Origin of the sequence: Bacillus paramycoides, assembly GCF_001884235.1 — a bacterium.
GTDB classification, from domain to species: domain Bacteria; phylum Bacillota; class Bacilli; order Bacillales; family Bacillaceae_G; genus Bacillus_A; species Bacillus_A paramycoides.
Window position 1 is genome coordinate 86165 of the sequence record NZ_MAOI01000065.1, and the last position, 26473, is coordinate 112637.

Annotated in this window: 26 protein-coding genes and 2 pseudogenes; 22 read left to right on the forward strand and 6 right to left on the reverse strand. The window is 36.7% G+C overall.

Features of this window, described 5'->3' with window-relative positions; genetic code table 11:
* Positions 1-93 precede the first annotated feature (93 nt).
* From BAU28_RS10190 to uvrC, 7 genes are all read left to right on the forward strand, one after another.
* Positions 94-1779: a long-chain-fatty-acid--CoA ligase gene (locus BAU28_RS10190; RefSeq protein ID WP_071718501.1), complete on the forward strand. Its 1686-nt coding sequence runs from the start codon at positions 94-96 to the stop codon at positions 1777-1779.
* A 106-nt stretch (positions 1780-1885) separates the two neighbouring features.
* Complete coding sequence (locus BAU28_RS10195; protein ID WP_012261773.1) at positions 1886-2473, forward strand: TetR/AcrR family transcriptional regulator; 588 nt, start codon at positions 1886-1888, stop codon at positions 2471-2473.
* A gap of 11 nt (positions 2474-2484) precedes the next feature.
* Positions 2485-3261: an enoyl-CoA hydratase gene (locus BAU28_RS10200; protein WP_071718502.1), complete on the forward strand. Its 777-nt coding sequence runs from the start codon at positions 2485-2487 to the stop codon at positions 3259-3261.
* 78 nt (positions 3262-3339) lie between these two features.
* A complete protein-coding gene (gene etfB / locus BAU28_RS10205; protein ID WP_071718503.1) occupies positions 3340-4113 on the forward strand; it encodes an electron transfer flavoprotein subunit beta in 774 nt (257 codons plus the stop codon).
* Positions 4114-4149: 36 nt separating this feature from the next.
* Positions 4150-5127 carry an electron transfer flavoprotein subunit alpha gene (gene etfA / locus BAU28_RS10210; RefSeq protein ID WP_071718504.1) on the forward strand — a complete coding sequence of 326 codons (978 nt, stop codon included), beginning with the start codon at positions 4150-4152 and terminating at the stop codon, positions 5125-5127.
* A gap of 211 nt (positions 5128-5338) precedes the next feature.
* On the forward strand, positions 5339-5653 hold the full coding sequence (gene trxA, locus BAU28_RS10215; RefSeq protein WP_001018943.1) for a thioredoxin: 315 nt from the start codon (positions 5339-5341) through the stop codon (positions 5651-5653).
* Positions 5654-5810: 157 nt separating this feature from the next.
* Positions 5811-7595 (forward strand): excinuclease ABC subunit C, encoded by a 1785-nt coding sequence (gene uvrC / locus BAU28_RS10220; RefSeq protein WP_071718505.1) that lies wholly within the window; start codon positions 5811-5813, stop codon positions 7593-7595.
* 120 nt (positions 7596-7715) lie between these two features.
* Here uvrC and BAU28_RS10225 read toward each other — a convergent pair whose 3' ends face one another.
* Positions 7716-8165, reverse strand: a complete 450-nt coding sequence (locus BAU28_RS10225; RefSeq protein WP_002173663.1) for a YslB family protein — start codon at positions 8163-8165, stop codon at positions 7716-7718.
* Between the two features lie 299 nt (positions 8166-8464).
* Between BAU28_RS10225 and sdhC the strand changes: the two genes are divergently transcribed.
* From sdhC to BAU28_RS10245, 4 genes are all read left to right on the forward strand, one after another.
* Entirely contained in the window at positions 8465-9091 is a 627-nt protein-coding gene (sdhC, locus tag BAU28_RS10230) for a succinate dehydrogenase cytochrome B558 (protein ID WP_000678360.1), read from the forward strand.
* Between the two features lie 13 nt (positions 9092-9104).
* Positions 9105-10898: a succinate dehydrogenase flavoprotein subunit gene (gene sdhA, locus BAU28_RS10235; RefSeq protein ID WP_000676747.1), complete on the forward strand. Its 1794-nt coding sequence runs from the start codon at positions 9105-9107 to the stop codon at positions 10896-10898.
* A complete protein-coding gene (gene sdhB / locus BAU28_RS10240) occupies positions 10891-11652 on the forward strand; it encodes a succinate dehydrogenase iron-sulfur subunit (RefSeq protein WP_071718506.1) in 762 nt (253 codons plus the stop codon). The genes sdhA and sdhB overlap by 8 nt, the downstream gene beginning before the upstream one ends.
* 92 nt (positions 11653-11744) lie before the next feature.
* Complete coding sequence (locus BAU28_RS10245; RefSeq protein WP_071718507.1) at positions 11745-12191, forward strand: acyl-CoA thioesterase; 447 nt, start codon at positions 11745-11747, stop codon at positions 12189-12191.
* A 36-nt stretch (positions 12192-12227) separates the two neighbouring features.
* On the opposite strand, the gene BAU28_RS10250 is transcribed toward BAU28_RS10245, so the two are convergent.
* Positions 12228-13007 (reverse strand): M15 family metallopeptidase, encoded by a 780-nt coding sequence (locus BAU28_RS10250; protein ID WP_071718508.1) that lies wholly within the window; start codon positions 13005-13007, stop codon positions 12228-12230.
* 265 nt (positions 13008-13272) lie between these two features.
* Between BAU28_RS10250 and motA the strand changes: the two genes are divergently transcribed.
* A complete protein-coding gene (gene motA, locus BAU28_RS10255) occupies positions 13273-14067 on the forward strand; it encodes a flagellar motor stator protein MotA (protein ID WP_025147521.1) in 795 nt (264 codons plus the stop codon).
* Positions 14057-14842 (forward strand): flagellar motor protein MotB, encoded by a 786-nt coding sequence (motB, locus tag BAU28_RS10260; protein WP_071718509.1) that lies wholly within the window; start codon positions 14057-14059, stop codon positions 14840-14842. The genes motA and motB overlap by 11 nt, the downstream gene beginning before the upstream one ends.
* Positions 14843-14870: 28 nt before the next feature.
* Here motB and BAU28_RS10265 read toward each other — a convergent pair whose 3' ends face one another.
* A complete protein-coding gene (locus tag BAU28_RS10265) occupies positions 14871-15698 on the reverse strand; it encodes a 5'-nucleotidase, lipoprotein e(P4) family (RefSeq protein WP_071718510.1) in 828 nt (275 codons plus the stop codon).
* 272 nt (positions 15699-15970) lie between these two features.
* Between BAU28_RS10265 and BAU28_RS10270 the strand changes: the two genes are divergently transcribed.
* The 3 genes from BAU28_RS10270 to BAU28_RS10280 all read left to right on the forward strand — a co-directional run bounded on the left by BAU28_RS10270 (position 15971) and on the right by BAU28_RS10280 (position 18634).
* Positions 15971-16855, forward strand: a complete 885-nt coding sequence (locus BAU28_RS10270) for an ABC transporter ATP-binding protein (protein ID WP_071718511.1) — start codon at positions 15971-15973, stop codon at positions 16853-16855.
* Between the two features lie 2 nt (positions 16856-16857).
* Positions 16858-18084: an ABC transporter permease gene (locus tag BAU28_RS10275; RefSeq protein ID WP_071718512.1), complete on the forward strand. Its 1227-nt coding sequence runs from the start codon at positions 16858-16860 to the stop codon at positions 18082-18084.
* A gap of 118 nt (positions 18085-18202) precedes the next feature.
* Entirely contained in the window at positions 18203-18634 is a 432-nt protein-coding gene (locus tag BAU28_RS10280; RefSeq protein ID WP_002173653.1) for an Rrf2 family transcriptional regulator, read from the forward strand.
* A gap of 59 nt (positions 18635-18693) precedes the next feature.
* On the opposite strand, the gene BAU28_RS10285 is transcribed toward BAU28_RS10280, so the two are convergent.
* Together BAU28_RS10285 and BAU28_RS10290 are read right to left on the reverse strand one after the other, a co-directional pair.
* Positions 18694-19359 carry an MIP/aquaporin family protein gene (locus tag BAU28_RS10285; RefSeq protein WP_071718513.1) on the reverse strand — a complete coding sequence of 222 codons (666 nt, stop codon included), beginning with the start codon at positions 19357-19359 and terminating at the stop codon, positions 18694-18696.
* Positions 19360-19498: 139 nt separating this feature from the next.
* Positions 19499-20464, reverse strand: coding sequence for a DMT family transporter (locus BAU28_RS10290; protein ID WP_071718514.1), 966 nt, complete (start codon positions 20462-20464; stop codon positions 19499-19501).
* Positions 20465-20565: 101 nt separating this feature from the next.
* On the opposite strand from BAU28_RS10290, the gene BAU28_RS10295 reads away from it, so the two are divergent.
* Entirely contained in the window at positions 20566-21138 is a 573-nt protein-coding gene (locus BAU28_RS10295) for a helix-turn-helix domain-containing protein (protein WP_071718515.1), read from the forward strand.
* Between the two features lie 69 nt (positions 21139-21207).
* On the opposite strand, the gene BAU28_RS10300 is transcribed toward BAU28_RS10295, so the two are convergent.
* On the reverse strand, positions 21208-21393 hold the full coding sequence (locus BAU28_RS10300) for a PspC domain-containing protein (protein ID WP_002173650.1): 186 nt from the start codon (positions 21391-21393) through the stop codon (positions 21208-21210).
* Between the two features lie 211 nt (positions 21394-21604).
* Between BAU28_RS10300 and BAU28_RS10305 the strand changes: the two genes are divergently transcribed.
* The 5 genes and pseudogenes from BAU28_RS10305 to BAU28_RS10325 all read left to right on the forward strand — a co-directional run bounded on the left by BAU28_RS10305 (position 21605) and on the right by BAU28_RS10325 (position 26473).
* On the forward strand, positions 21605-22846 hold the full coding sequence (locus BAU28_RS10305) for an amidohydrolase family protein (RefSeq protein ID WP_071718516.1): 1242 nt from the start codon (positions 21605-21607) through the stop codon (positions 22844-22846).
* A 31-nt stretch (positions 22847-22877) separates the two neighbouring features.
* Positions 22878-23170: pseudogene (locus BAU28_RS10310) on the forward strand (purine/pyrimidine permease); the annotation flags it as partial.
* Positions 23171-23356: 186 nt separating this feature from the next.
* Positions 23357-23581 (forward strand): spore germination transcription factor GerE, encoded by a 225-nt coding sequence (gene gerE, locus BAU28_RS10315; RefSeq protein ID WP_000659484.1) that lies wholly within the window; start codon positions 23357-23359, stop codon positions 23579-23581.
* 59 nt (positions 23582-23640) lie between these two features.
* Positions 23641-24643: pseudogene (locus BAU28_RS10320) on the forward strand (recombinase family protein); the annotation flags it as partial.
* A gap of 333 nt (positions 24644-24976) precedes the next feature.
* Positions 24977-26473, forward strand: coding sequence for an FTR1 family iron permease (locus tag BAU28_RS10325; RefSeq protein ID WP_071718517.1), 1497 nt, complete (start codon positions 24977-24979; stop codon positions 26471-26473).

Consider the following 26473-nt stretch of genomic DNA (forward strand, 5'->3'; position numbering starts at 1 on the left):
GATTGTAACGTTGTTATGACTATAATATAATGAAAACAACCATCATGAATGAACATTCATTTATTTTCTCAAATATTGGAAGGGGGAATGAGAGTGGAAAAACCTTGGTTGAAAAATTATCCAGAGGAAATTCCAAGTACGATTTCTTATGATATTCAGCCGCTTCATGGATATGTAGAACAGATGGCTTCTCGTTATCCAGAAAAGAAAGCGCTTCACTTTTTAGGGAAGGATATTACATTTTCAGATTTCCATGATAAGGTGAAGAGATTTGCAAATTATCTTCAAACGCTAGGTGTGGAAAAAGGGGATCGAGTTGCCATTATGTTGCCGAACTGTCCGCAATCTGTAATTGGTTATTATGGTACATTACTTGCGGGAGGAATTGTCGTACAAACAAATCCACTCTATACAGAAAGAGAGCTGGAGTATCAGCTTCGTGACTCGGGAGCAAAAGTAATTCTTTGCCTGGATTTAGTATTTCCGAAAGTGACGAATGTTCAAAATACGACAAAGCTTGAACATATTATCGTAACCCGTATTGCAGATTTTTTACCTTTCCCTAAAAATTTATTGTATCCATTTGTGCAGAAGAAACAGTCGAATTTAGTTGTGAAAGTATCAGAAAGTGAAACGATTCATCTTTGGGATTCAGTAGAAAGAGAAGTAAATACGGATGTTGAAGTACCGTGTGATCCTGCAAATGATCTAGCCCTTTTGCAGTATACAGGGGGAACGACAGGATTTCCAAAGGGGGTTATGTTGACGCATAAAAACCTCGTTTCGAACACTTTAATGGGAGCGCATTGGTTATACAATTGTAAAGAAGGAGAAGAAGTAATCCTTGGTGTCCTTCCGTTTTTTCATGTGTACGGGATGACAGCTGTAATGAATTTAAGTATTATGCAAGGATATAAAATGGTGCTTATTCCGAAGTTTGATATGAAAATGGTTTTTGAAGCAATTAAAAAACATAAAGTCACACTATTTCCAGGAGCACCAACCATTTATATTGCTTTATTAAATAGTCCCCTTTTAAAAGAATACGATATTTCTTCTATTCAGGCTTGTATTAGTGGATCTGCGCCGCTTCCGGTAGAAGTGCAGGAAGAGTTTGAGAGAGTTACAGGTGGTAAATTAGTAGAAGGTTATGGATTAACGGAGTCATCACCAGTTACACATGGGAATTTTTTGTGGGAAAAACGCGTGCCGGGAAGTATTGGGGTGCCGTGGCCAGACACAGAGGCAATCATTATGTCACTTGAAACGGGAGAGGCATTACCTCCGGGTGAAATTGGTGAAATTGTTGTAAAAGGCCCACAAATTATGAAAGGGTATTGGAATAAGCCAGAGGAAACAGCGGCTGTATTGCAAGATGGCTGGCTCCATACAGGTGATGTAGGATACATGGATGAGGATGGCTTTTTCTATGTGAAAGATCGTAAGAAGGATATGATTGTTGCTAGCGGTTTTAATGTATATCCTCGTGAAGTAGAAGAGGTTTTATATGAACACGAAAAGGTGCAAGAAGTGGTAACAATCGGTGTTCCTGATCCGTATCGAGGGGAAACGGTAAAAGCGTTTGTTGTTTTGAAGAAAGGCGTCGAATGTTCTGAAGAAGAATTAGATCAGTTTGCACGTAAATATTTAGCAGCTTACAAAGTCCCGAAAGTATATGAGTTTAGAAGTGAGTTGCCGAAGACGACAGTTGGAAAAATTTTACGACGTGTCCTAATAGATGAAGAGAAGAGAAAGAATGAGGATGAACAAACGGGCTAAGGCCCTTTCTTTTTGAAAAAATAGGATTGACACTTTTCTAAATAGTCAGTATTATAAGAATATGAATGACTATTCATTCAGTCATCTTCTTGAAGGGGACAGTAAAGTGAAGAAAAATAGACCGAAATACAATCAAATTATTGATGCAGCAGTCATTGTGATTGCGGAGAATGGATACCATCAAGCGCAAGTTTCTAAAATTGCAAAGCAAGCTGGGGTAGCTGATGGCACGATTTATTTATATTTTAAAAATAAAGAAGATATATTAATATCCTTATTCCAAGAGAAGATGGGAGAATTTGTTGAAACAATTCGTCAAAAAATAGCAGGAATTGAAAGCGCTGTAGCGAAGTTATTTATGTTGGTAGAAACGCACTTCTTGCTGTTGTCGCAAAATGATCCTCTTGCTATCGTTACACAATTAGAGCTAAGACAGTCCAATCAAGACTTGCGCCTCAAGATAAATGAAGTATTAAAAGGCTACTTACAAGTTATGGATGAGATTTTAGAGACAGGTATAAAGCAAGGTGAATTTCAGGCGGATTTAAATGTTCGCGTGGCAAGACAAATGATCTTTGGAACAGTAGATGAAGTTGTGACCAATTGGGTAATGAGCGATCATAAGTATGATCTGGTCGCACTTTCAAAAACGGTACATGGGCTACTTATTGCAGCTTGTGGTTATCGTCAATAATGGGAGGGATCATGTTGAAATTCCTATCTGTAAGAGTTGAAGACCATATCGCCGTGGCGACGTTAAACCATGCGCCAGCTAATGCGATGTCTTCACAAGTTATGCATGACGTTACTAAATTAATCGATCAAGTGGAAAAGGATGATAACATTCGTGTTGTTGTTCTACATGGCGAAGGGCGCTTCTTCTCAGCGGGAGCAGATATTAAAGAATTTACATCTGTTACTGAAGCGAAGCAAGCGACAGAATTAGCACAGCTTGGGCAAGTTACGTTTGAGCGTGTTGAAAAATGTTCAAAACCAGTTATTGCGGCAATTCATGGAGCGGCACTTGGCGGTGGCCTTGAATTTGCTATGTCTTGCCACATGCGCTTTGTAACTGAAAGTGCAAAGCTTGGTTTACCTGAGTTAACACTTGGATTAATTCCTGGTTTTGCAGGTACACAGCGCTTACCGCGTTATGTTGGTAAAGCGAAAGCTTGTGAAATGATGTTAACAAGTACACCAATTACTGGTGCAGAGGCATTGAAATGGGGACTTGTTAACGGGGTACTTTCTGAAGAATCACTTTTAGAAGATACGCTTAAAATTGCAAAGCAGATTGCTGGAAAAAGCCCGGCAACAATTCGTGCTGTGCTAGAGTTATTACAAACAACAAAATCGTCTCATTATTATGAAGGTGTACAACGTGAATCACAGATTTTTGGTGAAGTATTTACGGGTGAAGATGGAAAAGAAGGCGTAGCAGCATTTTTAGAAAAACGTAAGCCTTCATTTAGTGGTAGGTAGTCCAAATATTTTTTTAATATAAATTAACAGAATTTTAAAATTGATAGAATCTTTCTGAAAAATAAGGGGGTAAATGGAATGAACATCTACGTACTCATGAAACGAACATTTGATACAGAAGAAAAAATCGTAATTAAAAACGGTGCAATTTACGATGGCGAAGCGGAATTCATCATCAACCCTTACGATGAATATGCGATTGAAGAAGCAATTCAAGTAAGAGATGCACAAGGTGGAGAAGTTACTGTTGTAACAGTTGGTGGCCAGGATAGTGAAAAAGAACTTCGCACAGCATTAGCGATGGGTTGCGATAAAGCGGTATTAATTAACATTGAAGATGATGTTGAGAATGGTGACCAGTTCACAACGGCAAAAGTGCTTGCTGAATATTTGAAAGATAAAGAAGTAGATTTAATTTTAGGTGGAAACGTTGCGATTGACGGTGCATCTGGACAAGTTGGTCCACGTGTAGCTGAAGCGTTAAATATTCCATATGTAACGACAATTACAAAGCTTGAAATTGATGGTACAAATGTGAAAATCGAGCGTGATGTTGAAGGGGATACAGAAGTAATTGAAACATCATTACCGGTTTTAGTAACAGCGCAACAAGGTTTAAATGAACCGCGTTATCCATCGCTTCCAGGTATTATGAAAGCGAAGAAGAAGCCACTAGAAGAATTAGAATTAGATGATTTAGATTTAGAAGAAGATGATGTGGAAGCAAAAACAAAAACAATTGAAATCTATTTGCCTCCTAAGAAAGATGCAGGAAAAGTGTTACAAGGCGAGCTGCAAGATCAAGTAAAAGAACTTGTATCGTTGCTCCATACAGAAGCGAAAGTAATCTAATAAAATACGAAATTATATATGCAGGAGGGAAAATCTATGGCTCGTAAAGTATTAGTAATGGGTGAAGTTCGTGACGGATCGCTACGTAACGTTTCGTTTGAAGCGGTAGCAGCAGCAAAAACAATTGCAGAAGGCGGTGAAGTGGTAGGTCTTCTAGTTGGAGACAGCGTTACCTCTTTTGCAAATGAATTGATTCATTACGGTGCAGATCGCGTTGTGACAGTTGAAAATGATAAATTAAAATCATATACATCTGATGGCTATGCACAAGCGTTTTTAGCTGTATATGCTGAAGAAAAACCAGAAGGAATTGTATTTGGACATACAGCACTTGGTAAAGATTTATCACCAAAATTAGCTGCGAAGCTTGAAGCTGGTCTAGTTTCTGACGTAACTGCTTTAGAGGTTGAAGGTGGAAATGTTATCTTCACTCGTCCAATTTACTCTGGTAAAGCGTTTGAGAAGAAGATTGTAACAGAGGGTATCTTATTTGCGACAGTGCGTCCAAATAACATTGCAACTCTTGAAAAAGATGAGTCTCGCAGCGGTGACGTGTCTTCTATTACAGTAGATGTGAAAGATTTACGTACAATTATTCAAGATGTTGTCCGTAAAACAGCAGAAGGTGTAGACCTTTCTGAAGCAAAAGTTATTATCGCTGGTGGACGTGGTGTGAAGAGTGAAGAAGGATTTAAACCATTAAAAGAGTTAGCTGACGTATTAGGTGGCGCTGTTGGAGCATCTCGTGGTGCTTGTGACGCTGAGTATTGTGATTACTCATTACAAATTGGTCAAACTGGTAAAGTTGTTACGCCAGACCTATACATTGCATGCGGTATTTCTGGTGCGATTCAGCATTTAGCTGGTATGTCTAACTCAAAAATAATTGTTGCGATTAATAAAGATCCAGAAGCTAGTATCTTCAAAGTAGCTGACTACGGTATTGTCGGTGATCTATTTGAAGTAGTACCTCTTTTAACAGAAGAGTTTAAAAAGTTAAAAGTACATTCATGATTTGAGTACCCTTGAGTTCCAAGTGAAGTACCCCTATATATAGAAAAAGGTGAGAGATCCCCTGTCTCTCATCTTTTTAGTATTTAATCCGTATTTTTATATAGTATAAAGGAACATTTTTTTGTTACAATACATAACGATACATAATATTCGCCACGTATATAAGTTAATGATATACTCTTGGTAGAATATACTTGAAGGAGGAAATAAAATGGCAATTGTAAATGCAAATGACCAAAGCTTCGCAGCTGAAACTAGCGAAGGTGTTGTATTATTAGATTTCTGGGCGCCTTGGTGCGGACCTTGTAAAATGATCGCTCCTGTATTAGAGGAAATCGATGCAGAGTTAGGCGAGAAAGTAAAGGTAGTAAAAGTTGACGTTGATGAAAACCAAGAAACTGCTCGTCAATTCGAAGTAATGAGCATTCCAGCTCTTTTCGTGTTAAAAGATGGTAAAGTGGTTGATCAAGCGTTAGGTTACAAACCGAAAGAAGCGTTAGTAGAATTAGTTTCTAAACACTTCTAATAAAAAAAGCTGCCATGAGGCAGCTTTTTTTATTTTATAATATTTTCTTTTTCTGTCTCTTTCCGTTACAATAAAAGAACGTATGTTGGGTGTTTTAGCATAGTATGTTTTCGTATGAAAATAAAAATGATAAGCATGTAGGAATGGAGGGAGACGAGTGCACGAGCATTTAAAAGAGAAGTTAGCAATTTTGCCCGATCAACCTGGTTGTTATTTAATGAAGGATAAACAGGGAACGGTTATATACGTCGGAAAAGCAAAGGTACTCAAAAATCGTGTACGCTCGTACTTTACTGGTTCGCATGATGGGAAAACACTTAGGCTTGTAGGAGAAATTGTAGATTTTGAATATATTGTAACCTCCTCAAATTTGGAGGCTCTTATTTTAGAGTTAAATTTAATTAAAAAGTATGATCCAAAATATAATATTCAATTAAAAGATGATAAAACATATCCTTTTATTAAAATTACAGCTGAAAAGCAGCCGCGTTTACTCATTACGCGAAATGTAAAAAAGGACAAAGGAAAGTACTTTGGTCCTTATCCGAACGCCCAGTCAGCTCATGAAACGAAAAAGTTATTAGATCGTATGTATCCGCTTCGTAAATGTACCAATATGCCGGATAAAGTTTGTCTCTATTATCATATGGGACAATGTTTAGCACCTTGTGTAAAAGAAGTAACGGAAGAACAAAATAAAGAAATTGTAGATGAAATTATTAAGTTTTTAAATGGTGGACATAAAGAAGTTCGTTCAGAATTAGAAGCAAAAATGTATGAGGCTTCAGAGAAGTTAGAATTTGAACGGGCAAAAGAGTTGCGAGATCAAATTGCTCATATTGATGCAATTATGGAAAAACAAAAGATGATTATGAGTGATTTAGTGGATCGTGACGTGTTTGGATATGCAGTTGATAAAGGGTGGATGTGTGTTCAAGTTTTCTTCGTTCGAAAAGGAAAGCTAATTGAACGTGATGTTTCTATGTTTCCAATCTATGATGAACCAGAAGAGGGATTTTTAACGTTTATCGGTCAATTTTATGAAAACAGTAGTCATTTTAAGCCGAAGGAAATTGTCGTTCCAGGAAGTATAGATTCAGAATTAGTAGAGCGCTTTTTAGAAGTTGAAGCGACACAGCCGAAGCGTGGGAAGAAAAAAGATCTTGTGGAATTAGCAAATAAAAACGCGAGAATTGCACTAGAAGAGAAATTTTACTTAATTGAACGCGATGAAGAGCGGACGATTAAAGCTGTTGACAATTTAGGGAAGCAGCTCGGTATTGAAACGCCATATCGTATTGAAGCGTTTGATAACTCGAATATTCAAGGGACAAATCCTGTTTCAGCAATGATTGCTTTTATCGATGGGAAACCAGCGAAGAAAGAATATCGGAAATATAAAATTAAAACAGTCCAAGGGCCAGATGATTACGAGTCTATGAGGGAAGTTGTGAGGCGCCGTTATACGAGGGCATTAAAGGAAAATTTACCCTTGCCAGATTTAATAATTATCGATGGGGGAAAAGGGCATCTCGCGGCTACAAGTGATGTTCTTGAAAACGAGCTTGGATTATATATTCCAATGGCAGGGCTTGTCAAAGATGAAAAACATAAAACATCACATTTAATTATTGGGGATCCACCTGAGCCCGTTATGCTTGCGAGGAATAGCCAAGAATTTTATTTATTGCAGCGCATTCAAGATGAGGTGCATCGATTTGCAATTACATTCCATCGTCAATTACACGGGAAATCTGTTATTCAATCCGCGTTGGATGAAATTCCGGGAATCGGTGATAAACGGAAAAAGGTATTGTTAAAACATTTTGGTTCATTAAAAAAGATGAAAGAAGCTTCCATATCGGAATTTGTCGAAGCGGGTATGCCGAAAAATGTAGCGGAGACGATTTATACTTATTTAACAGATAAGAAGACGTTGTAGTTTACAATGTCTTCTGTTTTTTGGTATAATTTCTGAAGATTTGAAATAAACACACCTGAATGAATATACAAAAAAGTCAACTAAACGTATATGTCTAGTTTAGTTGACTGTAGGTAAATGCTACACTTCAATGAGATCTTTTATATCCCATTTAACAAGAAATGTAATAGAGTCTGAACGTTTTTTCTGTTCTTCGTAGGACTCGGCAATAACGTTTCTTTGTCTTTGAATTTGCTCGGCGATAAATCCAGCTTCTAATTGATAAGAAGAATGTCTTTTTTGTTTTTGACGCTCAGCAATGAGTGCACTTTTAAGTTGGAACTGCATTTCACGACGTTTATGCTCAACGATGCTTAAAGTGCCCCAACCGGCTTTTTCGAAAAACTGAATAACTTCTTCAATCGTTTCTAGCGGATATTTTCTTGCAAGATTTCTACCGGACCAGTATAAAATTCCATCTAAATCATTACCAATTAAATCAGGTAGTAGTTCTTCACGCAGTAATTCATAAGCGAAGGCGTTCAATGAAACATCTTCTAAAGATGTTATATCGATTGTATTTTTGCTCACAATATTCCCCTCTTTCTATAGGGATTATTATATAACATTTCTCATTTATAAAAACAGATTTTTCTTTGGGAAATCTGAATATATAAGAAGAAAAAAAGAAATGGCAAATTATATGCAAATTATGTATACGTTTTCTTGACGCTTCGACAAAAATAGGAGTAAAATGAACTTGGTATCAAATTATGCTGAAATATTTCGAATAATTTTTTCAGTTTTTCTTATGCCAATAGTGAAAAAACATTATTGTTGTAAACTAATCTGAAAACAGCAGTCAAACATTCAAGGGGGGTAATGGGGACATGAAAGGCCGCGAGTATACGTTTCGTAAGTGGCACTCATTAATGGGGGTCATCCCGGTTGGTGTCTTTTTGACGCAACATTTAGTAGTAAACAACTTTGCAACAAGAGGAGCAGAGGCTTTTAACAAAGCTGCAGGCTTTATGGAGCTCCTTCCATTCCGGTATGCGCTAGAAATTTTCATCATCTTTTTACCTATACTGTACCATGCTATATATGGCTTATATATTGCATTTACAGCTAAGAACAATGCGGTATCTTACGGTTATTTCCGTAACTGGATGTTCGTCTTCCAACGAATTTCAGGTATCGTTACGCTGATATTTATTTCTTGGCACGTCTGGGAAACTCGTATTCAAGCAATGTTAGGTAAAGAGGTAAACTATGATATGATGGCAGATATTTTAAGCAATCCAGCTATGTTTGCATTCTACTTAGTTGGTGTTGTTTCAACTATTTTCCACTTTGCAAATGGACTATGGACATTCTGCATAAGCTGGGGAATTACAGTATCTCCACGTTCACAAAGAATCTCTACTTATGTAACATTAGCTATTTTCTTAGGTCTATCTTATGTAGGTGTGAGTGCATTATTAGCGTTCATCGATCCACAGCTAGCAAACCAGTAAGGAGTGGGAGAGCATGAAAGGGAAACTTATAGTAGTCGGCGGTGGCTTGGCTGGCTTAATGGCAACGATTAAAGCGGCAGAAGCAGGAGTAAATGTTGAACTGTTTTCATTAGTACCAGTAAAACGTTCACATTCTGTATGTGCCCAAGGTGGAATTAACGGTGCCGTAAATACGAAAGGTGAAGGGGATTCTCCATGGATCCACTTTGACGATACAATTTATGGTGGGGATTTCTTAGCGAACCAACCACCAGTTAAAGCGATGTGTGAAGCAGCACCTGGTATTATTCATTTAATGGACCGCATGGGTGTTATGTTCAACCGTACGGAAGAAGGACTTCTTGATTTCCGTCGTTTTGGTGGAACACAACATCACCGTACAGCATTTGCTGGCGCAACAACTGGTCAACAATTACTATACGCATTAGATGAGCAAGTACGTCGCCATGAAGTAGCAGGACTTGTAACGAAATATGAAGGTTGGGATTTCTTACGAGCTGTTGTGGATGACGAAGGTGTGTGCCGAGGAATCGTTGCACAAGACTTACAAACTATGGAGATTAAAAGTTTCCAAGCTGATGCCGTGATTATGGCAACAGGGGGCCCTGGTATCATCTTCGGAAAATCAACGAACTCCATTATTAATACAGGTACAGCAGCATCTGCTGTATATCAGCAAGGTGCATATTATGCGAACGGTGAGTTCATTCAAATCCATCCAACAGCAATTCCTGGAGACGATAAGTTACGTCTTATGAGTGAATCTGCACGTGGTGAAGGTGGACGTGTTTGGACATATAAAGATGGTAAGCCATGGTACTTCTTAGAAGAAAAATATCCAGCTTACGGAAACCTTGTACCTCGTGATATTGCAACGCGTGAAATCTTTGATGTTTGCGTAGAGCAAAAACTAGGTATTAACGGTGAAAACATGGTATATCTAGATCTTTCTCATAAAGATCCAAAAGAACTAGATATTAAACTTGGCGGAATTATTGAAATCTATGAGAAATTTACAGGTGATGATCCTCGTAAACTACCAATGAAAATCTTCCCAGCGGTTCACTATTCAATGGGCGGATTATGGGTTGATTATAAGCAGATGACAAGTATTCCAGGTTTATTTGCAGCAGGTGAGTGTGATTATTCTATGCACGGTGGTAACCGTCTAGGTGCGAACTCACTATTATCAGCAATCTACGGTGGTATGGTAGCAGGACCGAATGCAATTGAGTATATGAAAGGTCTTTCTAAATCATCTGATGCTGTGTCATCTACTGTATATGAGCAAAATGAATTAATCGAAACAGAGAAATTTAACAATATTTTAACGCTTGATGGTAACGAAAATGCATATGTTCTTCATAAAGAGCTTGGAGAATGGATGACAGATAACGTTACAGTAGTTCGTGAAAATAAAAAATTACTAGAAACAGATGCGAAAATTGAAGAGTTAATGGCTCGTTACAAACGCATAAACATTAACGATACAGCAAGATGGAGTAACCAAGGTGCTTCATTTACACGCCAACTTGCAAATATGTTTGAATTAGCGCGTGTTATTACAATTGGGGCATACAACCGTAATGAAAGCCGCGGAGCGCATTATAAACCAGAATTCCCAAATCGTGATGATGCAAACTTCTTAAAAACTACGATGGCAAAATTTGAAGGAGAAGGAAATGCACCAGCATTCCATTACGAAGACGTGGATGTTTCATTAATTAAACCACGTAAACGTGACTATTCTTCAAAACATGATGTAGCTGCTAAGGGTGAAGAGAAGGGGGATAAACAACATGTCTGAGAAAACAATCCGCCTCATCATTACGAGACAAGATGGACCAGATGCACAAGAGTTTGAACAAGAGTTTGAAATTCCGTATCGTCCTAATATGAATATTATTTCGGCGCTTATGGAAATTCGTCGTAATCCTGTTGACTCAAAAGGAAACCACACAACTCCAGTTGCATGGGATATGAACTGTTTAGAGGAAGTATGTGGAGCATGTTCGATGGTGATTAACGGAAAACCACGTCAATCATGTACAGCTCTTATTGACCAATTAGAACAACCAATTCGCTTAAAGCCGATGAAGACATTCCCAGTTGTACGTGATTTACAAGTTGACCGTAGTCGCATGTTTAACGCGTTAAAACGTGTGAAAGCTTGGATTCCAATTGATGGTACGTACGACCTAGGACCAGGTCCAAGAATGCCAGAGAAAAAGCGCCAATGGGCATATGAGCTTTCAAAATGTATGACATGTGGTGTTTGCCTAGAGTCATGTCCGAACGTAAACAGTAAATCTGACTTTATTGGACCAGCACCGCTTTCACAAGCGCGTTTATTCAACTCGCATCCAACTGGTGAAATGCATAAAGCAGATCGTTTACGTGCAATTATGGGTGATGGAGGACTTGCAAACTGTGGTAACTCTCAGAACTGTGTGCAATCATGTCCGAAAGGTATTCCATTAACAACTTCAATTGCAGCATTAAACCGTGATACAACAATTCAATCGTTCAAAGATTTCTTTGGTAGCGACAATAACTATTAATGAATATTGCCTCTTCATTTTGAAGAGGCAATATTTATAGCTTGATTTTTCTGTTTATTCTGTGTATTTATAAAAGAAAAGGAGAGGGAACAATGAAGAGAATTTCTTATATTGAAGACTTTGAGCAGTGGGAAAGTGGTTTTTCATTTTATAATCCTGTTAAAGTTCGTTTTGGTGAAGTAGATATGTTTGGCCATGTGAATAACGTCATTGCTTTTACATATTTTGAAGAAGCGCGTATCGCATTGTTTAAAGAACTTGGATTTATGCAAGAATGGACACATGAATCTTCAGAAACGATGATAGTCGTCGCAGATCTACAATGCAATTTCATAAAACAAATTTATTTTGATGAGCATTTGAAGGTATATGTAAAGGCGGGAACGGTTGGGAATTCTTCTTTAGATTTACACTATATGGTCAAAAATGCAGAGGGAGAAGTTTGTTTAGTTGGGCGTGGAACAATGGTGCAAGCATCGAAAAAAACTGGAAGAGGCGAACCATGGCCTGAAGAATGGAAGAAGAAGTTGCTACAATAATAGAATGAAAGAAAAATAAGAGAGCGATTCGCTCTCTTATTTTTTGTCCTCCATCGCCTCTTCTAATGTTAGATGGTGCTTATATATGTATGTGGCGTATGGATTACCAACGTAGCGCAAGTGCCACGGTTCATATGCATACTCTGTTGTCTTTGTTTTATCCTCTAAATAACGAATGACAAATCCGAACTCATGGGCATGTTCTGCAACCCATTTTCCCTCTGCGGTCTCTCCGAAGATTGGTTCTAATTGGAATTTAGCAGATTTTGAGCTAATATCCATTGCTAGACCAGTTTGATGCTCGCTTGTTCCAGGAATTGCACTTACTGAATCAGCTTCAGCTTTTCCTTGGCGTTTAATATATGTGTTATGTAATGATTGTTGGCGTTTGTAAGAACGGTAACCTGAAACTGCTGTAAGTTCTAAGCCTTCCTTTTTCGCTGCTTGGAACATTTTTTCGAGCGCGTCTGAAGCATCTTTACGAAGTAATGTTTTCTCCTTATCTTTTGGACTAGTAAATGGTACGTTCGGTTTAGTTAAATCTTCTGGAATGTACCCATCTGGTAATTTACGATGTTTATTGACCAATACAAGATCAGAATCTGGATTTGTTACAACGGAAAAATTATCATCTAGTTTCTTTGCATTATGATCAGCTTTTGGAAAAGCAGGAATCTCTTCTTTTTGATGGCTATTATGTTTTTGACTTTCGACAGCTTTCGCCTCATTCTGTAGTGGTGATTTAGAACCGAAGTAAGCGAAAGATGTGATACCGATTACAATAGTAGCGGCAGAAATAATTACTATTTTTTTCATGATGCCCTGTAATCACAGTCCTTTCTTAATAAAATTTGTATCATTATTGATTATAAATCTAGTTTGTCGAAAAAGAAATATAAGAGTCGTAACGTAATAGAAATGCAAAGAAAATGTCAGAAAATGTGTGAAATTGTAGAATTTTTTCACATAATTCATTTCTTATCTTTCATGAAATTCATTTTTTATGTAATATATATGTATAAGAAGATGTAGCGATTATCGAGAATAAAGGACTTCTTGTATAGACTAGGAGTGAATGAGAATGGATTTTGCAACAATTATTGGGCTCATTTTAGGATTTGTAGCGGTAGTAGTAGGGATGTTCGTCAAGGGCGCTGACGTAACAGCCTTATTGAATCCTGCCGCAGCATTAATTATTTTTATCGGTACATTTGCCGCAGTTTGTATTGCATTTCCGATGAATCAACTTAAGAGGGTTCCAAAATTATTTAAAGTTCTTTTTGGTTCAAATAAAAAAGATTTAAGTTATGAACAGTTGCTAGAATTATTTGTTCATTGGACATCTGAGAGTAGAAAATATGGTATTTTGTCTTTAGAGCAACAATTAGATAAAATTGAAGATGAGTTTCTTTTGCGTGGTATGAAATTTGTTATTGATGGCGTATCTGCGGAAGATTTAGAACAAATTTTAGAAGCTGAATTAGAAGCAATTGAAGAGAGGCATGCAAAAGGTGCTGCTATTTTTTCGCAAGCTGGTACATATGCACCTACATTAGGGGTTTTAGGTGCTGTTATTGGTCTTGTAGCTGCACTTGGAAATTTAACTGATATTGAGAAGCTAGGGCATGCTATTTCAGGTGCATTTATTGCAACGATTTTCGGTATTTTTTCAGGTTATGTGTTATGGCATCCATTTGCAAATAAATTAAAGCAAAAGTCTGCCGCTGAATTAGAGAAGAAGCGTTTAATTATTGATTGTTTATTAATGTTACAAGAAGGTACATATCCGTTTATTATGAAAAACCGCATTTTAGGTGCGCTTTCTGCGACTGAGCGTAAGAAGCTAGAAAAAGGAGCGGAAAAAAATGCGGAGTAAGAAAAATAGAAGAGGTAAAAAGAAAAAACACGATGAGCATATTGATGAAACTTGGCTAATTCCGTATTCTGATATGCTAACGTTGTTGTTTGCGCTGTTTATTGTTTTATTTGCAATGAGTAGTATAGATGCTGCGAAATTTAAACAGATGGCAGTAGCTTTTCGCAGTGAACTAGCAGGTGGAACAGGAAATAAAGAGTTTTTAAGTGATCAAAAACCGAAGAAAGAAAAGGAATTATCGGCAAGCAGTTTGGAATCTGAGAATATGAAAAAAAATGCTGAAGCTGAAGTGAAGCAGCAAGAAATGAATGAATTAAAAGCAGTACAACAAAGTATTGACAAGTATATTGCTGAGAATCAATTATCTTCTTCTTTTAAAACTGATTTAACAGAAAAAGGGTTAATGGTAACGATATTAGAAAATGTCCTATTTGATTCAGGAAAAGCGGATGTGAAGTTGGAATCGTTAGGGATTGCAAAAGAGATGTCGAATCTACTTGTTTCGGCATCACCTCGTGAAATCACAGTATCTGGTCATACAGATACTGTTCCTATCGCAAATGCTCAGTTTGCATCAAACTGGGAGTTAAGTACACAGCGTGCAGTAAATTTTATGCAGGTATTACTTCAAAATAAAGAATTGCAACCAGAAAAATTTAGTGCAATTGGTTACGGAGAATACCGTCCAATTGCACCAAATGATACACCAGAAGGAAAAGCAAAAAATAGACGTGTAGAAGTATTTATTTTACCTTTAACAAGAAATATGCAATAAAAGAGGATGGCGAAAGCCATCCTCTTTGTTATTTTGCATCAAATGATTTTAAGTTGTCACGACGAATTTTATCTTTTTCTGCATCTGATTTTTTGAAATCATAGTCATATAAAGCGCCTTCCCAATCACCATACATTGGATTAGGGAAAATGATGAATTTCTCACCAAATTGTGCTTTTGATTCTTCTACTGTTTGATTGCGATCTTTTACAGATTTTCCATCAAAACCAGTGAAATCAGATAAGTTATCACCGAAGAATAGGACAATATCATGTGTTTGAGAAACAAGTTCACGGCGTTTTTCTTTTCCTTTTTCTTTCGGGTCTTGTAGTAATATGTGTTCTTTCGTTGCTTGAGGAGCACCTACGCGCTCGAGATTTTTAATTGTTGCATCTAGTTGATTCGTTTTACGATTTGAGATGTAGTAAATATCTACACCTTTAGACTCTGTATATTTTAAGAAATCAATCGCGCCTGGAAGGGCTTCAGCTTCAGCCTTATTAATCCAATCGCCCCATTTATAAGGATAGCCTTTTCCTGTTTTTACGCTCATTGCTTGATGAGGACTGTTATCTAAAACAGTTTCATCTAAATCAAGTACGATAGCAGGTTTTTTGTTTGTACCTTTTGCAAGAGCTGCATCAAGCTTCAATTGACCAATATTGTATCCTTGGTAGTACAGCGCTTTCGTTTCGCCAGCTGTTTGATACCATAAATCAGCCATCAATTGCTGGTCTGTTAATTTTACTTTCTCTTCTTTTGCCACTGTTTTCTCAGCTGTTCCTGAACATGCTACAAGCGATGTGGAAAGAACGGCTACAGATAATAAAGTGGTAATACCCCTCTTCATCTTCATATGTATCCTCCTTGATGTTAGAAAATCAATTAATATTATATATTAAAATATAATATTTTTTGTATTTTTTTTTATGAACATTTGCATATTGTCTTTTGTATATATAGTAGTTTGTCCTATAGTAGATAAGATGCATAAAAAAGATGCGATAAAAACTAAGTAGCTGAAGAAAAGGAATGTATATAAGAAGATGGAATAAGGTTACTATATGTTGTTTTTTAAACAATCATATTATGAAAGCGAGAATGCTATTGAAGGGGAGGATATATACATTGAGTTTACAAATTCAAAACTTAACGAAACTATTTGGAGAATCAAAAGCAGTTAATGGTTTGCAAATCTCGTTACCAAAAGGTGAAGTGTTAGGGTTACTTGGCCGAAATGGTGCAGGGAAAACAACGACGATTAAAATGTTACTAGGTTTATTAACGCCAAATGAAGGTTCTATTACGTGGGATGGAAAAGAATTTGGTAAAAGCGGGGTAACGATTGGATATTTACCAGAAGAAAGAGGATTATATACAAAAAGTAGAGTAATAGATCAACTACGCTATTTTGGTAGATTAGAAGGAATGACGAAGAAAGAAGTGGATCTTGCAATTGATCACTGGTTAGAGCGATTAGCAATCCCAGAATATAAATTCAAAACAGCGGGAGAACTTTCGAAAGGAAACCAGCAAAAAATTCAATTAATTGCTGCTCTTCTTCATGATCCAGAGCTTCTTATTTTAGATGAACCATTTAGTGGACTTGATCCAGTTAATGCTGGGATGCTAGCTAGTATTATTGAAGAACAAGTACAGAGGGGAAAGACAATTATTTTATCAAGTCATCGTATGGAGCAAGTAGAAGCTTTTTGCCAGCATGTATGTATTTTGAAAAAAGGTGAAGCGGTCGTAGAAGGTCAATTAAGTGATATAAAGAAAGAATATGGTTTTCGTAATTTAACGGTTGAAGATACAGTAGAGAATGAAAAAGGGCTCGAAGTTATAGATGTTCCGTATGAAAAACAACAAGGCCTTCTTTATGTGAAAATACAAGACGATGCAGAAGCTCTAAAGATTTTGCAACAGTTGCAAGAACAAGGTGTTAGCTTACGACAATTTAAAATGTTAGAGCCGACATTAAACGAAATCTTTGTAGAGAGGGCGAAATAAAGATGCGTAAATTTTCTCATGTATTTTCATTTTATTTTAGGGAAGCGTTTTTATCTAAAAAATCATTAATTACAAGTGCGATTTTATTTTTAGTTGTGTTTGGTATTTTTGCATTTAATCATTTTACTTCCGGTGGAGATAAAAATAAGGATAAAGATAAAATTGCAGTTGTAACAGAGAGTTCCACCTACAAAATACAAAAAGAAGAGTTAGATAAGTTATTACCATCAGCAAAAATAACGGTTGGTTCAAAGGCTGATTTTGATAAACTGCATAAGCAAGTAGAAGAAGGCGATTTAGATGGTCTATTCCATGTGACGGAGAAGAATGGAGCCCCATCGGTTACATATATGTATAATGGATTCCCAAGCCAAGCAACTTCTGCAATTATGGCGGGGTATTTAAAACAACAATATACAATGGTGACGATTGCAAAAAATAATGTTTCGCCGGAAATTGCACAGCAATTACAAGCAGAAATTCAAGTAAAGCAAGAAGCGATAAAAGACCGTACGTCTTCTTTCGGAATTGCGTATTTCTTTACATTTGCTTTGTATATGTTTATTGTTGCTTTCGGGAATACAATCGCAATGAATATTGCATCTGAAAAGGCGTCACGCGTAATGGAAGTGATGCTTCCGAAAGTAAAACCTCTTACGATGATGTATGCGAAAATCTTAGCGGTTGTTTCAACGGCATTACTACAACTTGTAATACTGGCGTGTGGTTATCTTATACCTTATTTGTTAGGTTGGGTCGACTTAGAAAGTGCCTCATTATTTGGGATTCCAATTGACTTTACAAAATTAGATGCAAAAGTTATAAGTATGTTTCTTGTCTATTTCATTACGGGATATTTACTTTATGCGATGATGTACGCTGCGGCTGGAGCTGTTGTGTCTAAGACAGAGGATTTACAAGCTGTATCTTTCCCGGTAATGATTTTGATTATGGCTGCATTCTTCATTAGTATTAAATCATTAAGTGATCCGAATAGTACTATTGTCGTTGTAAGTTCGTATGTTCCGTTTTTCACGCCGATGGTTACCTTCTCGCGTATTGTAGCTGGTGAAGCAGGTATGTTAGAAATTACGATAACATTAGTAGTTTTATTGGCGACAATTGGTATATTAAATGCTATTACAAGTCGTATTTATGTAAACGGTGTAATGAATTACTCCGACAAAGTGAAATTTAAAGATTTAGCGAAATTTATAAAGCGTCAATAAGGAGAGAAAAGCATGATTTTCTAGTGGAATCATGCTTTTTCTTTATGTATAAATTAAAAATAGTATATAATAATAAGAGTTGTCTTTTAATAGAATGAATAAAAAGGAGGGTGTGCAGATGGGAATTAGTAGTCGTTTTACAGTAGGTGTTCATATGTTAACGTTACTTGCAATAGATCGAAACTCTCGCTGTACCTCTGAATGGATTGCTGGTAGTGTGAATACAAATCCAGTTGTGATTCGTCGCATTACAGGAATGTTGAAGAGAGCAGGACTTGTTGATGTACAAGCTGGTAAAGGTGGTACGACACTTGCTCGTGATTTAGATGAAATTACATTACTTGATGTATATAAAGCTGTGGAAGTTGTAGAAGAAGGACACCTATTTTCTTTCCATGAAAATCCCAACATTGAATGTCCAGTAGGAGCTAATATTCAATCGGTATTAGAAATTATTTTAATGCAAGCGCAAGAAGCGATGGAAAACGTACTTGCAAATGTAACGGTAGACCAATTAGTTACAAATTTGAAGTCTAAAATTAAAGAATAAAAAAGCGAGCATCCTCATAATGAGGGCTCGCCTTTTTTTATTCGGAAATATTGAAAATTCTATTTTTCAGTATTTAAAATAAACTTTCCTACAACAGCTGCTACGATACCACCAAGAATTGGTGCAACGATGAATACCCATAGTTGAGAAATTGCTTCTCCGCCAGCGAATAAAGCTGGTGCGATACTACGAGCTGGGTTAACAGATGTTCCAGTTAACGGGATACCTAATAAGTGAATTAATACTAACGTGAAACCAATTACTAGTCCAGCTAAAGAAGAACTTCCTTTTTTACCTGTTACAGCAACGATAACTAAAACAAATACGAAAGTTAAAATGAATTCAACTAAAAATGCTCCAGATAAACCAAGAGTTCCAAAACTATTTTGTCCTAAATTATCTAAAGATAATTTAGCAGATCGTAAAATTGTTACTAACGTTGCAGTTCCTAATAAACCACCTAAAATTTGAGCTAATAAATAATAGCTAAGTTCCATAGCGTTCATTCTTTTGTTGATGAACATAGCGATTGATACTGCTGGGTTAATATGACATCCAGAAATTGTTCCAATGCTATATGCCATAGCCACGATAGATAATCCGAAAGCCATAGCGATACCTAATGTTCCAATTCCTTCAATTCCGCCGCCAATGACAGCTACTCCAGTTCCGAATAGTACAAGTACAAATGTACCAATAAACTCAGCAATTGCTTTTTTTAACATAATTTACCTCCTATTAATGCACATGAAACGTATTATAACATAGGTTTTAGTATAAATAGTTAATGAAATTCTATTCTGATAAATCTGAATAGGGGGACAGTAAAAAAGCATGATTCTATAAAGAAGAATCATGCTTTTTTTATGCTAATTTTTTCTGTTTAACGACTGGAACAGAACGGTTTAAAACACTATTTACGACCATGCCTAGCATGATAATAATCATCCCAATCAGTGACAGACCACCAGGAAATGAACCATTTAAGAAAATAATCTCACCGAGCACGGTAAAGACCATCGTTCCAGCTTGTGTTGCTTCAACAGCTCCAAGTAAACCAAGATTGTCTTTTGCTAAGTCAGTAGCAAAGAAAAATGTCATCGTCGCAATAACTCCGGAACATAATGCTAACAAAAACCCTTGCAGCATTTGACTTGATGATGGAATACCAGTAGTGGAAAATCCGTATATACCAAGTAAAATTGTAATAGGGAGACTTCCAATCGCCATTCCTAATACACGTTGGAATGTATCAAGACGCCCGCCAACAAGTTCCATCATTTTTCGGTTACCGAAGGGATATAAGAAAGCTGCTAAAACGACGGGTAAAAAACCAGAAATGAACTGAGTCATTGTAATATGACCTGCTGCAGTAGTTTGCATACAAATTACACCAAGTAAAATAAATAATGCTACATATAAACTGCGCAGTGGAATTTTTCCGCGTACAAGTTTTGTACCAGACTTTGTTTCTATTTTAATGAAAAATAATGGTGATAAAAGTAAACCTGCTAATATCGTAACTTGCCAAGTTCCAGCAACGAGCCAAGCTGGAGAAAAAACAGCTGCGAAACTTAATAAAGAATAGAAGCCGATGCCAGCGACGGAGCCCCACCCAATCCATGCAAATGGATGTTTCTTTAACTCTGCCCATAAAGCTCCTAAGTTTTTGCGAAATAAAACGATAAGGAATAAAATAGGGAGAGCAAATAGAAAACGGAAGGAAGCAGTCCAAGCCCAGCTTGTTCCAGATACATTCATTGCTCTGTTAATAATAAAGGTTGCAGAAAAAAAGGCCGATGATAAAAGACCTAGTAATATTGCGCGCATGAAATATAACACTCCTTTTGGAAATAAACAATTATGTATAGTATAATATACTTTAATTATTAAAAAGTAAACTATTTTATACTTCAAGGTGGTTTTTAAAGATGAAAGAAAATGAGGATATGCAAACGAAAGAAGTCATTCAGCAAGTAGGTCAGCTATTAAGACAAATTCGAAATGAACAAAAATTAAGTTTAGAAGATTTAGCCCAAAAGACAGGTGTTAGTAAATTAACGCTAGGAAAGATTGAAAGAGGTGAAACGAATCCAACATTAGCTGTCATTTGGAAAATTACGAAAGGGTTATCAATCCCTTTATCGAGATTGATGGTTGTTGGAGAGCCTGTAGCTGTTGCACGCTGCGGAGAAGGGTTTGCAGTAGATGTGGGACAGGCGTGGCACTTAGAAACAATGTTCCGTTACACGAAAGAAACGGGGATGGAAATGCACCGGGCTTGTTTAAGAGCGCATAGTATATATGAGCCTGAAGCTCATCATGAAGGAGCAATTGAGCTTGTAACGGTAATGAAAGGGAAAGTTTATATTCAAGTTGAGAATGATGTGTATGAGCTAAATGAGTTTGATTCCATTCAATTTGAAGCGAATAAGAAACATAGTTATAAAAATGAAGAGGATGAAGTGGCGGTATTGCATTTAACGATGAAATATTCTTCATAAAAAAATCACCTATAGAATTCTATAGGTGATTTTTTTATATGCACTGCTAAAGTATAGTGAATGATGTTATTAGTACGAACGTGGCATGAGTAATAAACAAATGAGATAAACTAAAAACCCTGTTCCAAAACATAGAACGGCAATAAGCCAGATGATGCGAATGAGAGTAGCGCTAATATCAAAATATTCGCCTAAACCTCCGCATACACCAAATAACATTTTGTCAGTTTCAGATTTACATAATTTCTTCGACATATAATGATCCTCCCCTTTTTATATCATCATTGTGAAAATTTTATGTGTGCGTATGTACTTTTATTCTATATGGGAATTTACGGGAATACCATTTGATTATATTATTTTTTTCGAAGAGGTTCATAGCTTGTTAATTGTCTTAATTTTCAGTTGATATTAAAATGAAAATGAGGGTGTGACGTATTTTCTAATATAAGGTGGGGAAATGGTAATGACATTGTATTGGTTGACTAATGTAAAGCTTGAAACAGGTTATACATATGAAGAAGCGAAAATTTCACAAACGGAAACAGAGATATACAGTCTTCTTATTGAAGATGGCATAATTAAAAAAATTATATCGGGAATCGTTCAAGAGGAAGGAACTTTAATTTTTGATGCTAATCGTTTATTAGTTTTACCAGCTTTCGAAGAGATGCATATTCATATCGATAAAACGTATTATGGTGGGCCTTGGAAAGCTTGCATGCAAGCGGAAAATATTTTTACACGTTTTAATGAAGAAGAAACGATTTTGCCAAAGCAATTAGCAACTGCTCAACATAGGGCGGAAAATATGTTAGAGTTACTGCTCCGAAATGGCGCAACGAATATTAGAACGCATTGTAATGTTGATCCAATTATTGGACTTCGTAATTTGGAAGCAACATTAGCGGCTTTAGAAACATATAAAGATCGGTTGTCTGGTAGAATAGTTGCATTTCCGCAACATGGATTATTGCGCAGTAATTCTGTACAACTTGTGAAAGATGCAATGCGTATGGGCGCGCAATTAGTTGGCGGAGTGGACCCAGCTACTGTAGATAATGACATCGAAAAATCATTACATACAATTATGGATATTGCAGTAGAGTTTAATGCGGATGTGGACATTCATCTGCATGATGCAAATAACCTTGGAACGTTTACGATGAAGAGATTGGCAAGCCTAACAGAGGAAGCAGGATGGCAAGGGCGTGTAACGATTAGCCATGCACTTGGACTTGGAGGCGTCACTGATAAAGAAGCTGAAGAAGTGGCAGAAAGATTAGCGGCATTAAAGATCGATATTACTTCAACTGTTCCAATTGGTAAACAAGTAATCCCAATTCCATTATTAGATCGAAAAGGAGTTAAAGTTTCATTAGGAAATGATAGTATTACAGATCATTGGTCTCCGTTTGGAACGGGAGATATGCTTCAAAAAGCGAATCGATTGGCGGAACGGTTTGGTTGGAGTGATGAAAGATCTTTAGGAAAAGCTCTTCGTTTTATTACAGGAGGGAAAGAAACGTTAAATAATGAAGGGGAGCGAGTGTGGCCTAATGCAGGGGATGAAGCAAGTTTTGTTTTAACGAATGCAACATGTGTCGCTGAAGCAGTAGCTCGTCAAACGGAGAAATGTGTAGTTATGTATAAGGGGAATGTCGTTATGGGGAATTTAGATCAAGTGAAATTAGATAATCTTGTATAGAAGAATCGTTTAGACGTTTTGAGAAGGGGTCTTATTTGCATGTGTGCTACTAGTTGTTATGTCGCTGTTTCCAAGTATTATCCGCTACCTAGCATCTCTGCCATCCGCGGTCGCATCTGCAGTTTTAATGGCTTCGTTCGTACAGTTAATTGGAATTGGGTTTCATAACATAAAAAAATTCAACTTAGCGAAAGGAATGTAACGATTTTTTGCGGCGTTATGTTTTTACCGTTTGGAGCACTCCAGTCATTGTCATCTGTTATGCAATATATATTCGGTAACGGTTTGTTTGTAGGGACCGTTGTAAGTATATTGTTAGAATAAATATGGCGTACGGAGAAGTGAATGTATAAAACGAGTGCATAAACAGTATAAAAGTCTAAAATAACATAAGAAATAAAGCCCATTTTCATTCACCACCTGCACATTTCGTTCATACAATATCTTGACTAAATAAACACCCAACTTACACCTACACAGCTCTGGCTTAAGCAAGGAGGGTTATACCAGTTGAAGGAAAAAGCGTATCAATCTAAACCTTTACTCACAAAGAGAGAGAGAGAAGTATTCGAATTACTGGTTCAAGATAAAACGACGAAGGAAATTGCAGGTGAACTTTTTATAAGTGAAAAAACAGTACGCAACCACATCTCAAATGCAATGCAAAAGCTAGGGGTTAAAGGACGTTCACAAGCAGTTGTTGAGCTTCTTCGTATGGGAGAACTCGAACTATAATAGAAGAAGCCGACTTTTATAAAAAGAGTCGGCTATTTTTCTGTTTGTTTCATGCTCTATATGTAGGTAGGGTACCGTATGGGTATGATCGCGTAAATCAAAAACTAGTCATTCATGAAGAGGAAGCTAAGGTTGTTCGAGATATTTATAATTGGTACAACATTGGATGGGGATTCAAGCGAATCACAAATGAATTGAATCGATTAGGAATAAAGCCTAAAAATAAAAGTGTCTGGCAAATGACATCCGTGCAAAGAATTGTTCGAAGTACGATTTATAAGGGAACTTTTATTTTAAATCAATATACATCGGTTAAAGTTGGCGGTAAAAAAAGCAAATTCGAAATCCAAAAGAAAAGTGGTTTGTTTTTCCTAATCATCATCCAGCAATTATAGATGAGAAAACTTGGAGCCAAGTAAATGAGAAAAATATAACGGATAATAAAACAAAAATTACAGCATGGAATGAATTTTGTAATTTAGCAAAATGCGCAGTCTGCGATTCAAATATGGTTATTGTACAATCTCATCTTCGAAAGAAGAGTGGTGAACGGACAGAATGGAAATATTTAAAGTGTTCACAGTACAGAAGAGCTGGGAAGCATGGTTGTGTAAATCATGTTCCCATTCAATATCGTGATTTTCGTCAGTTCATTATTGATTTGCTAGTAAAAAAAGGAGAGTCTGTTACTTTAAAACTTCAGAGAAATGTCGAAGAGGGGCAAGAGAAAAAGATAAAAAAGTTACAACAGCTTCTGAACGTGAACGAACAAAAGAAAAAAGCACTACTGGATTTGTATTTGGAAGAACTCATTAATAAAGAAGAATTTGAAAAAAACGGAACGATCTTGAAACAGAAATAACGAAGGCGAATCATGAATTGCTTATTTTACAAAATGGTAATGCTGTGCAAATGGATATTAAAACAATAAAACAAGCTTTTGAGCAGTTGCAACACCAAGAGCAAGATTTAATCCATGTATTTCAGACATTAATTCAAAAAATTAGTATTCATCAAGATGGGACGGTGGATATTACATATACTTTTGAAAGTCCATTGTAAGAAGAGGATGTACATATCCCTTCTTATTTTTGTTGGGGGTAGAATTAACTGTACAAGTAGTTATATATTCTTTTGCTTTGCATAGCTGTAATTGACGTGGAAAGAAAATGGATATTATAAATGCTTATTTTGAAGGAGATAAAATTACATATACGTTGCCAATGAGGAGATTCTGTATCAATTTACGGTAAATTCTTACAAGTGAAAAAAGTTTATTGACATCTAAAATGTAAAGACCTATACTTTTGTTAGCGATTTCAATGATAATGATTTTCAATATTGATTATATTTCATTTAATGGAAATTGTTGATATATAGAAATGAGGGGTTAGCATGAGGTGGAAAGTACATACTTTTTTACTAATTATGTTATTAGGTTTCATAAGTTTTCCATTCCGTGGGTTTGCTGCAACAGCGGCAGATGATTTGGGAAAAGCAAATAAATCCGTTATACAAGCACTTCAGCTTGTACAAGAAGGGGATATAAATGGAGCTTCCAAACAATATGAAGCCTTTAGGTCCACGTGGCTTTCCATTGAAGAGGGAATTAAAAAACAATCTTCACAAGTGTATCGCGATGTTGAAGATGCGATGGGGCAGGTGCAATTTGCATTTGCTCAGCAACCAGCAAATAAAGAAAAAGTAGAGACAGCACTTCAAAAATTAAAGGACGTAGATGATAAATTTATTGCCGGTAAGTTCTCTGCTACATCTACTCAAAAAGACGAGGGAAATACAAAAAAAGCGGATGTGGCTAGCTTGATTGCTCTTTTAGATGATTCGCTTTCCAAAATCGACAAACATGACATTGAAGGAGCGAAAAAGGATATTGAGACATTCCGCTCTTCATGGCTGGATGTAGAAGGCGTAGTGCTGACGCAGTCCTCCAAAATATATGGAGATGCTGAGCGTGATATGGTTACTTCGTATGCTATGCTTTCTTCCGATTCTCCTGATATAGCAGGGGCTAAACAAACAATCGAAGACATGCGGAATTACTTAGCGCCGCTTGTTGAGAAAACGAGCTACAGCATGTTGGATGCAACTACTATTCTATTGCGAGAAGGATTAGAAGGGCTATTGGTTGTTGTAGCGTTGCTCGGATTCTTGAAAAAGGCTGGACATGAAGAAAAAAGCAAATGGATTTGGCTTGGTGTTGGAACAGGGCTTGGCGTTAGTATCATTCTCGGTGTTATTGTAAATATGCTTTTCTCCGCAGGGGCATTTGGAAGTAATAACTTTCTCATTGCTGGATGGACGGGAGTATTTGCTGCAGTAATGCTGATGTACATGAGTTATTGGCTTCATAGTAAATCTAGTATCGCGGAGTGGCAGCGGTATATTCGTAGCCAAAGTACAAAAGCATTGGATACAGGAAGTCTCTGGTCATTAGCGATTCTGTCATTCCTTGCGGTATTTCGTGAAGGAACAGAAACTGTATTGTTTTTCATTGGTATGGCATCTTCCATTAAAATATCAAGTCTGCTAATCGGCATTGCGCTTGGAGCTTTTATACTCATCATCCTATCGTATTTAATTTTAAAGGTAGGCTTGAAAATTCCGATGCGTCCATTTTTCTTAGTTTCAAGTATTCTCATGTTTTACTTGTGCTTTAAATTCACAGGAATGGGTATTCATGGCTTGCAACTTGCTGGATTATTGCCAGCTACGCACCTTTCAATTCCAACTATAGACTTTTTTGCGATTTATCCATCATGGGAAAGTACGATTCCACAATTCATTCTTCTTGTGGTTGCAGTAATACTTGCAGTATGGAATAAGAAAAAAGATACAAAATTAGAACCACAACAACAAAAAAAACAGGCATAA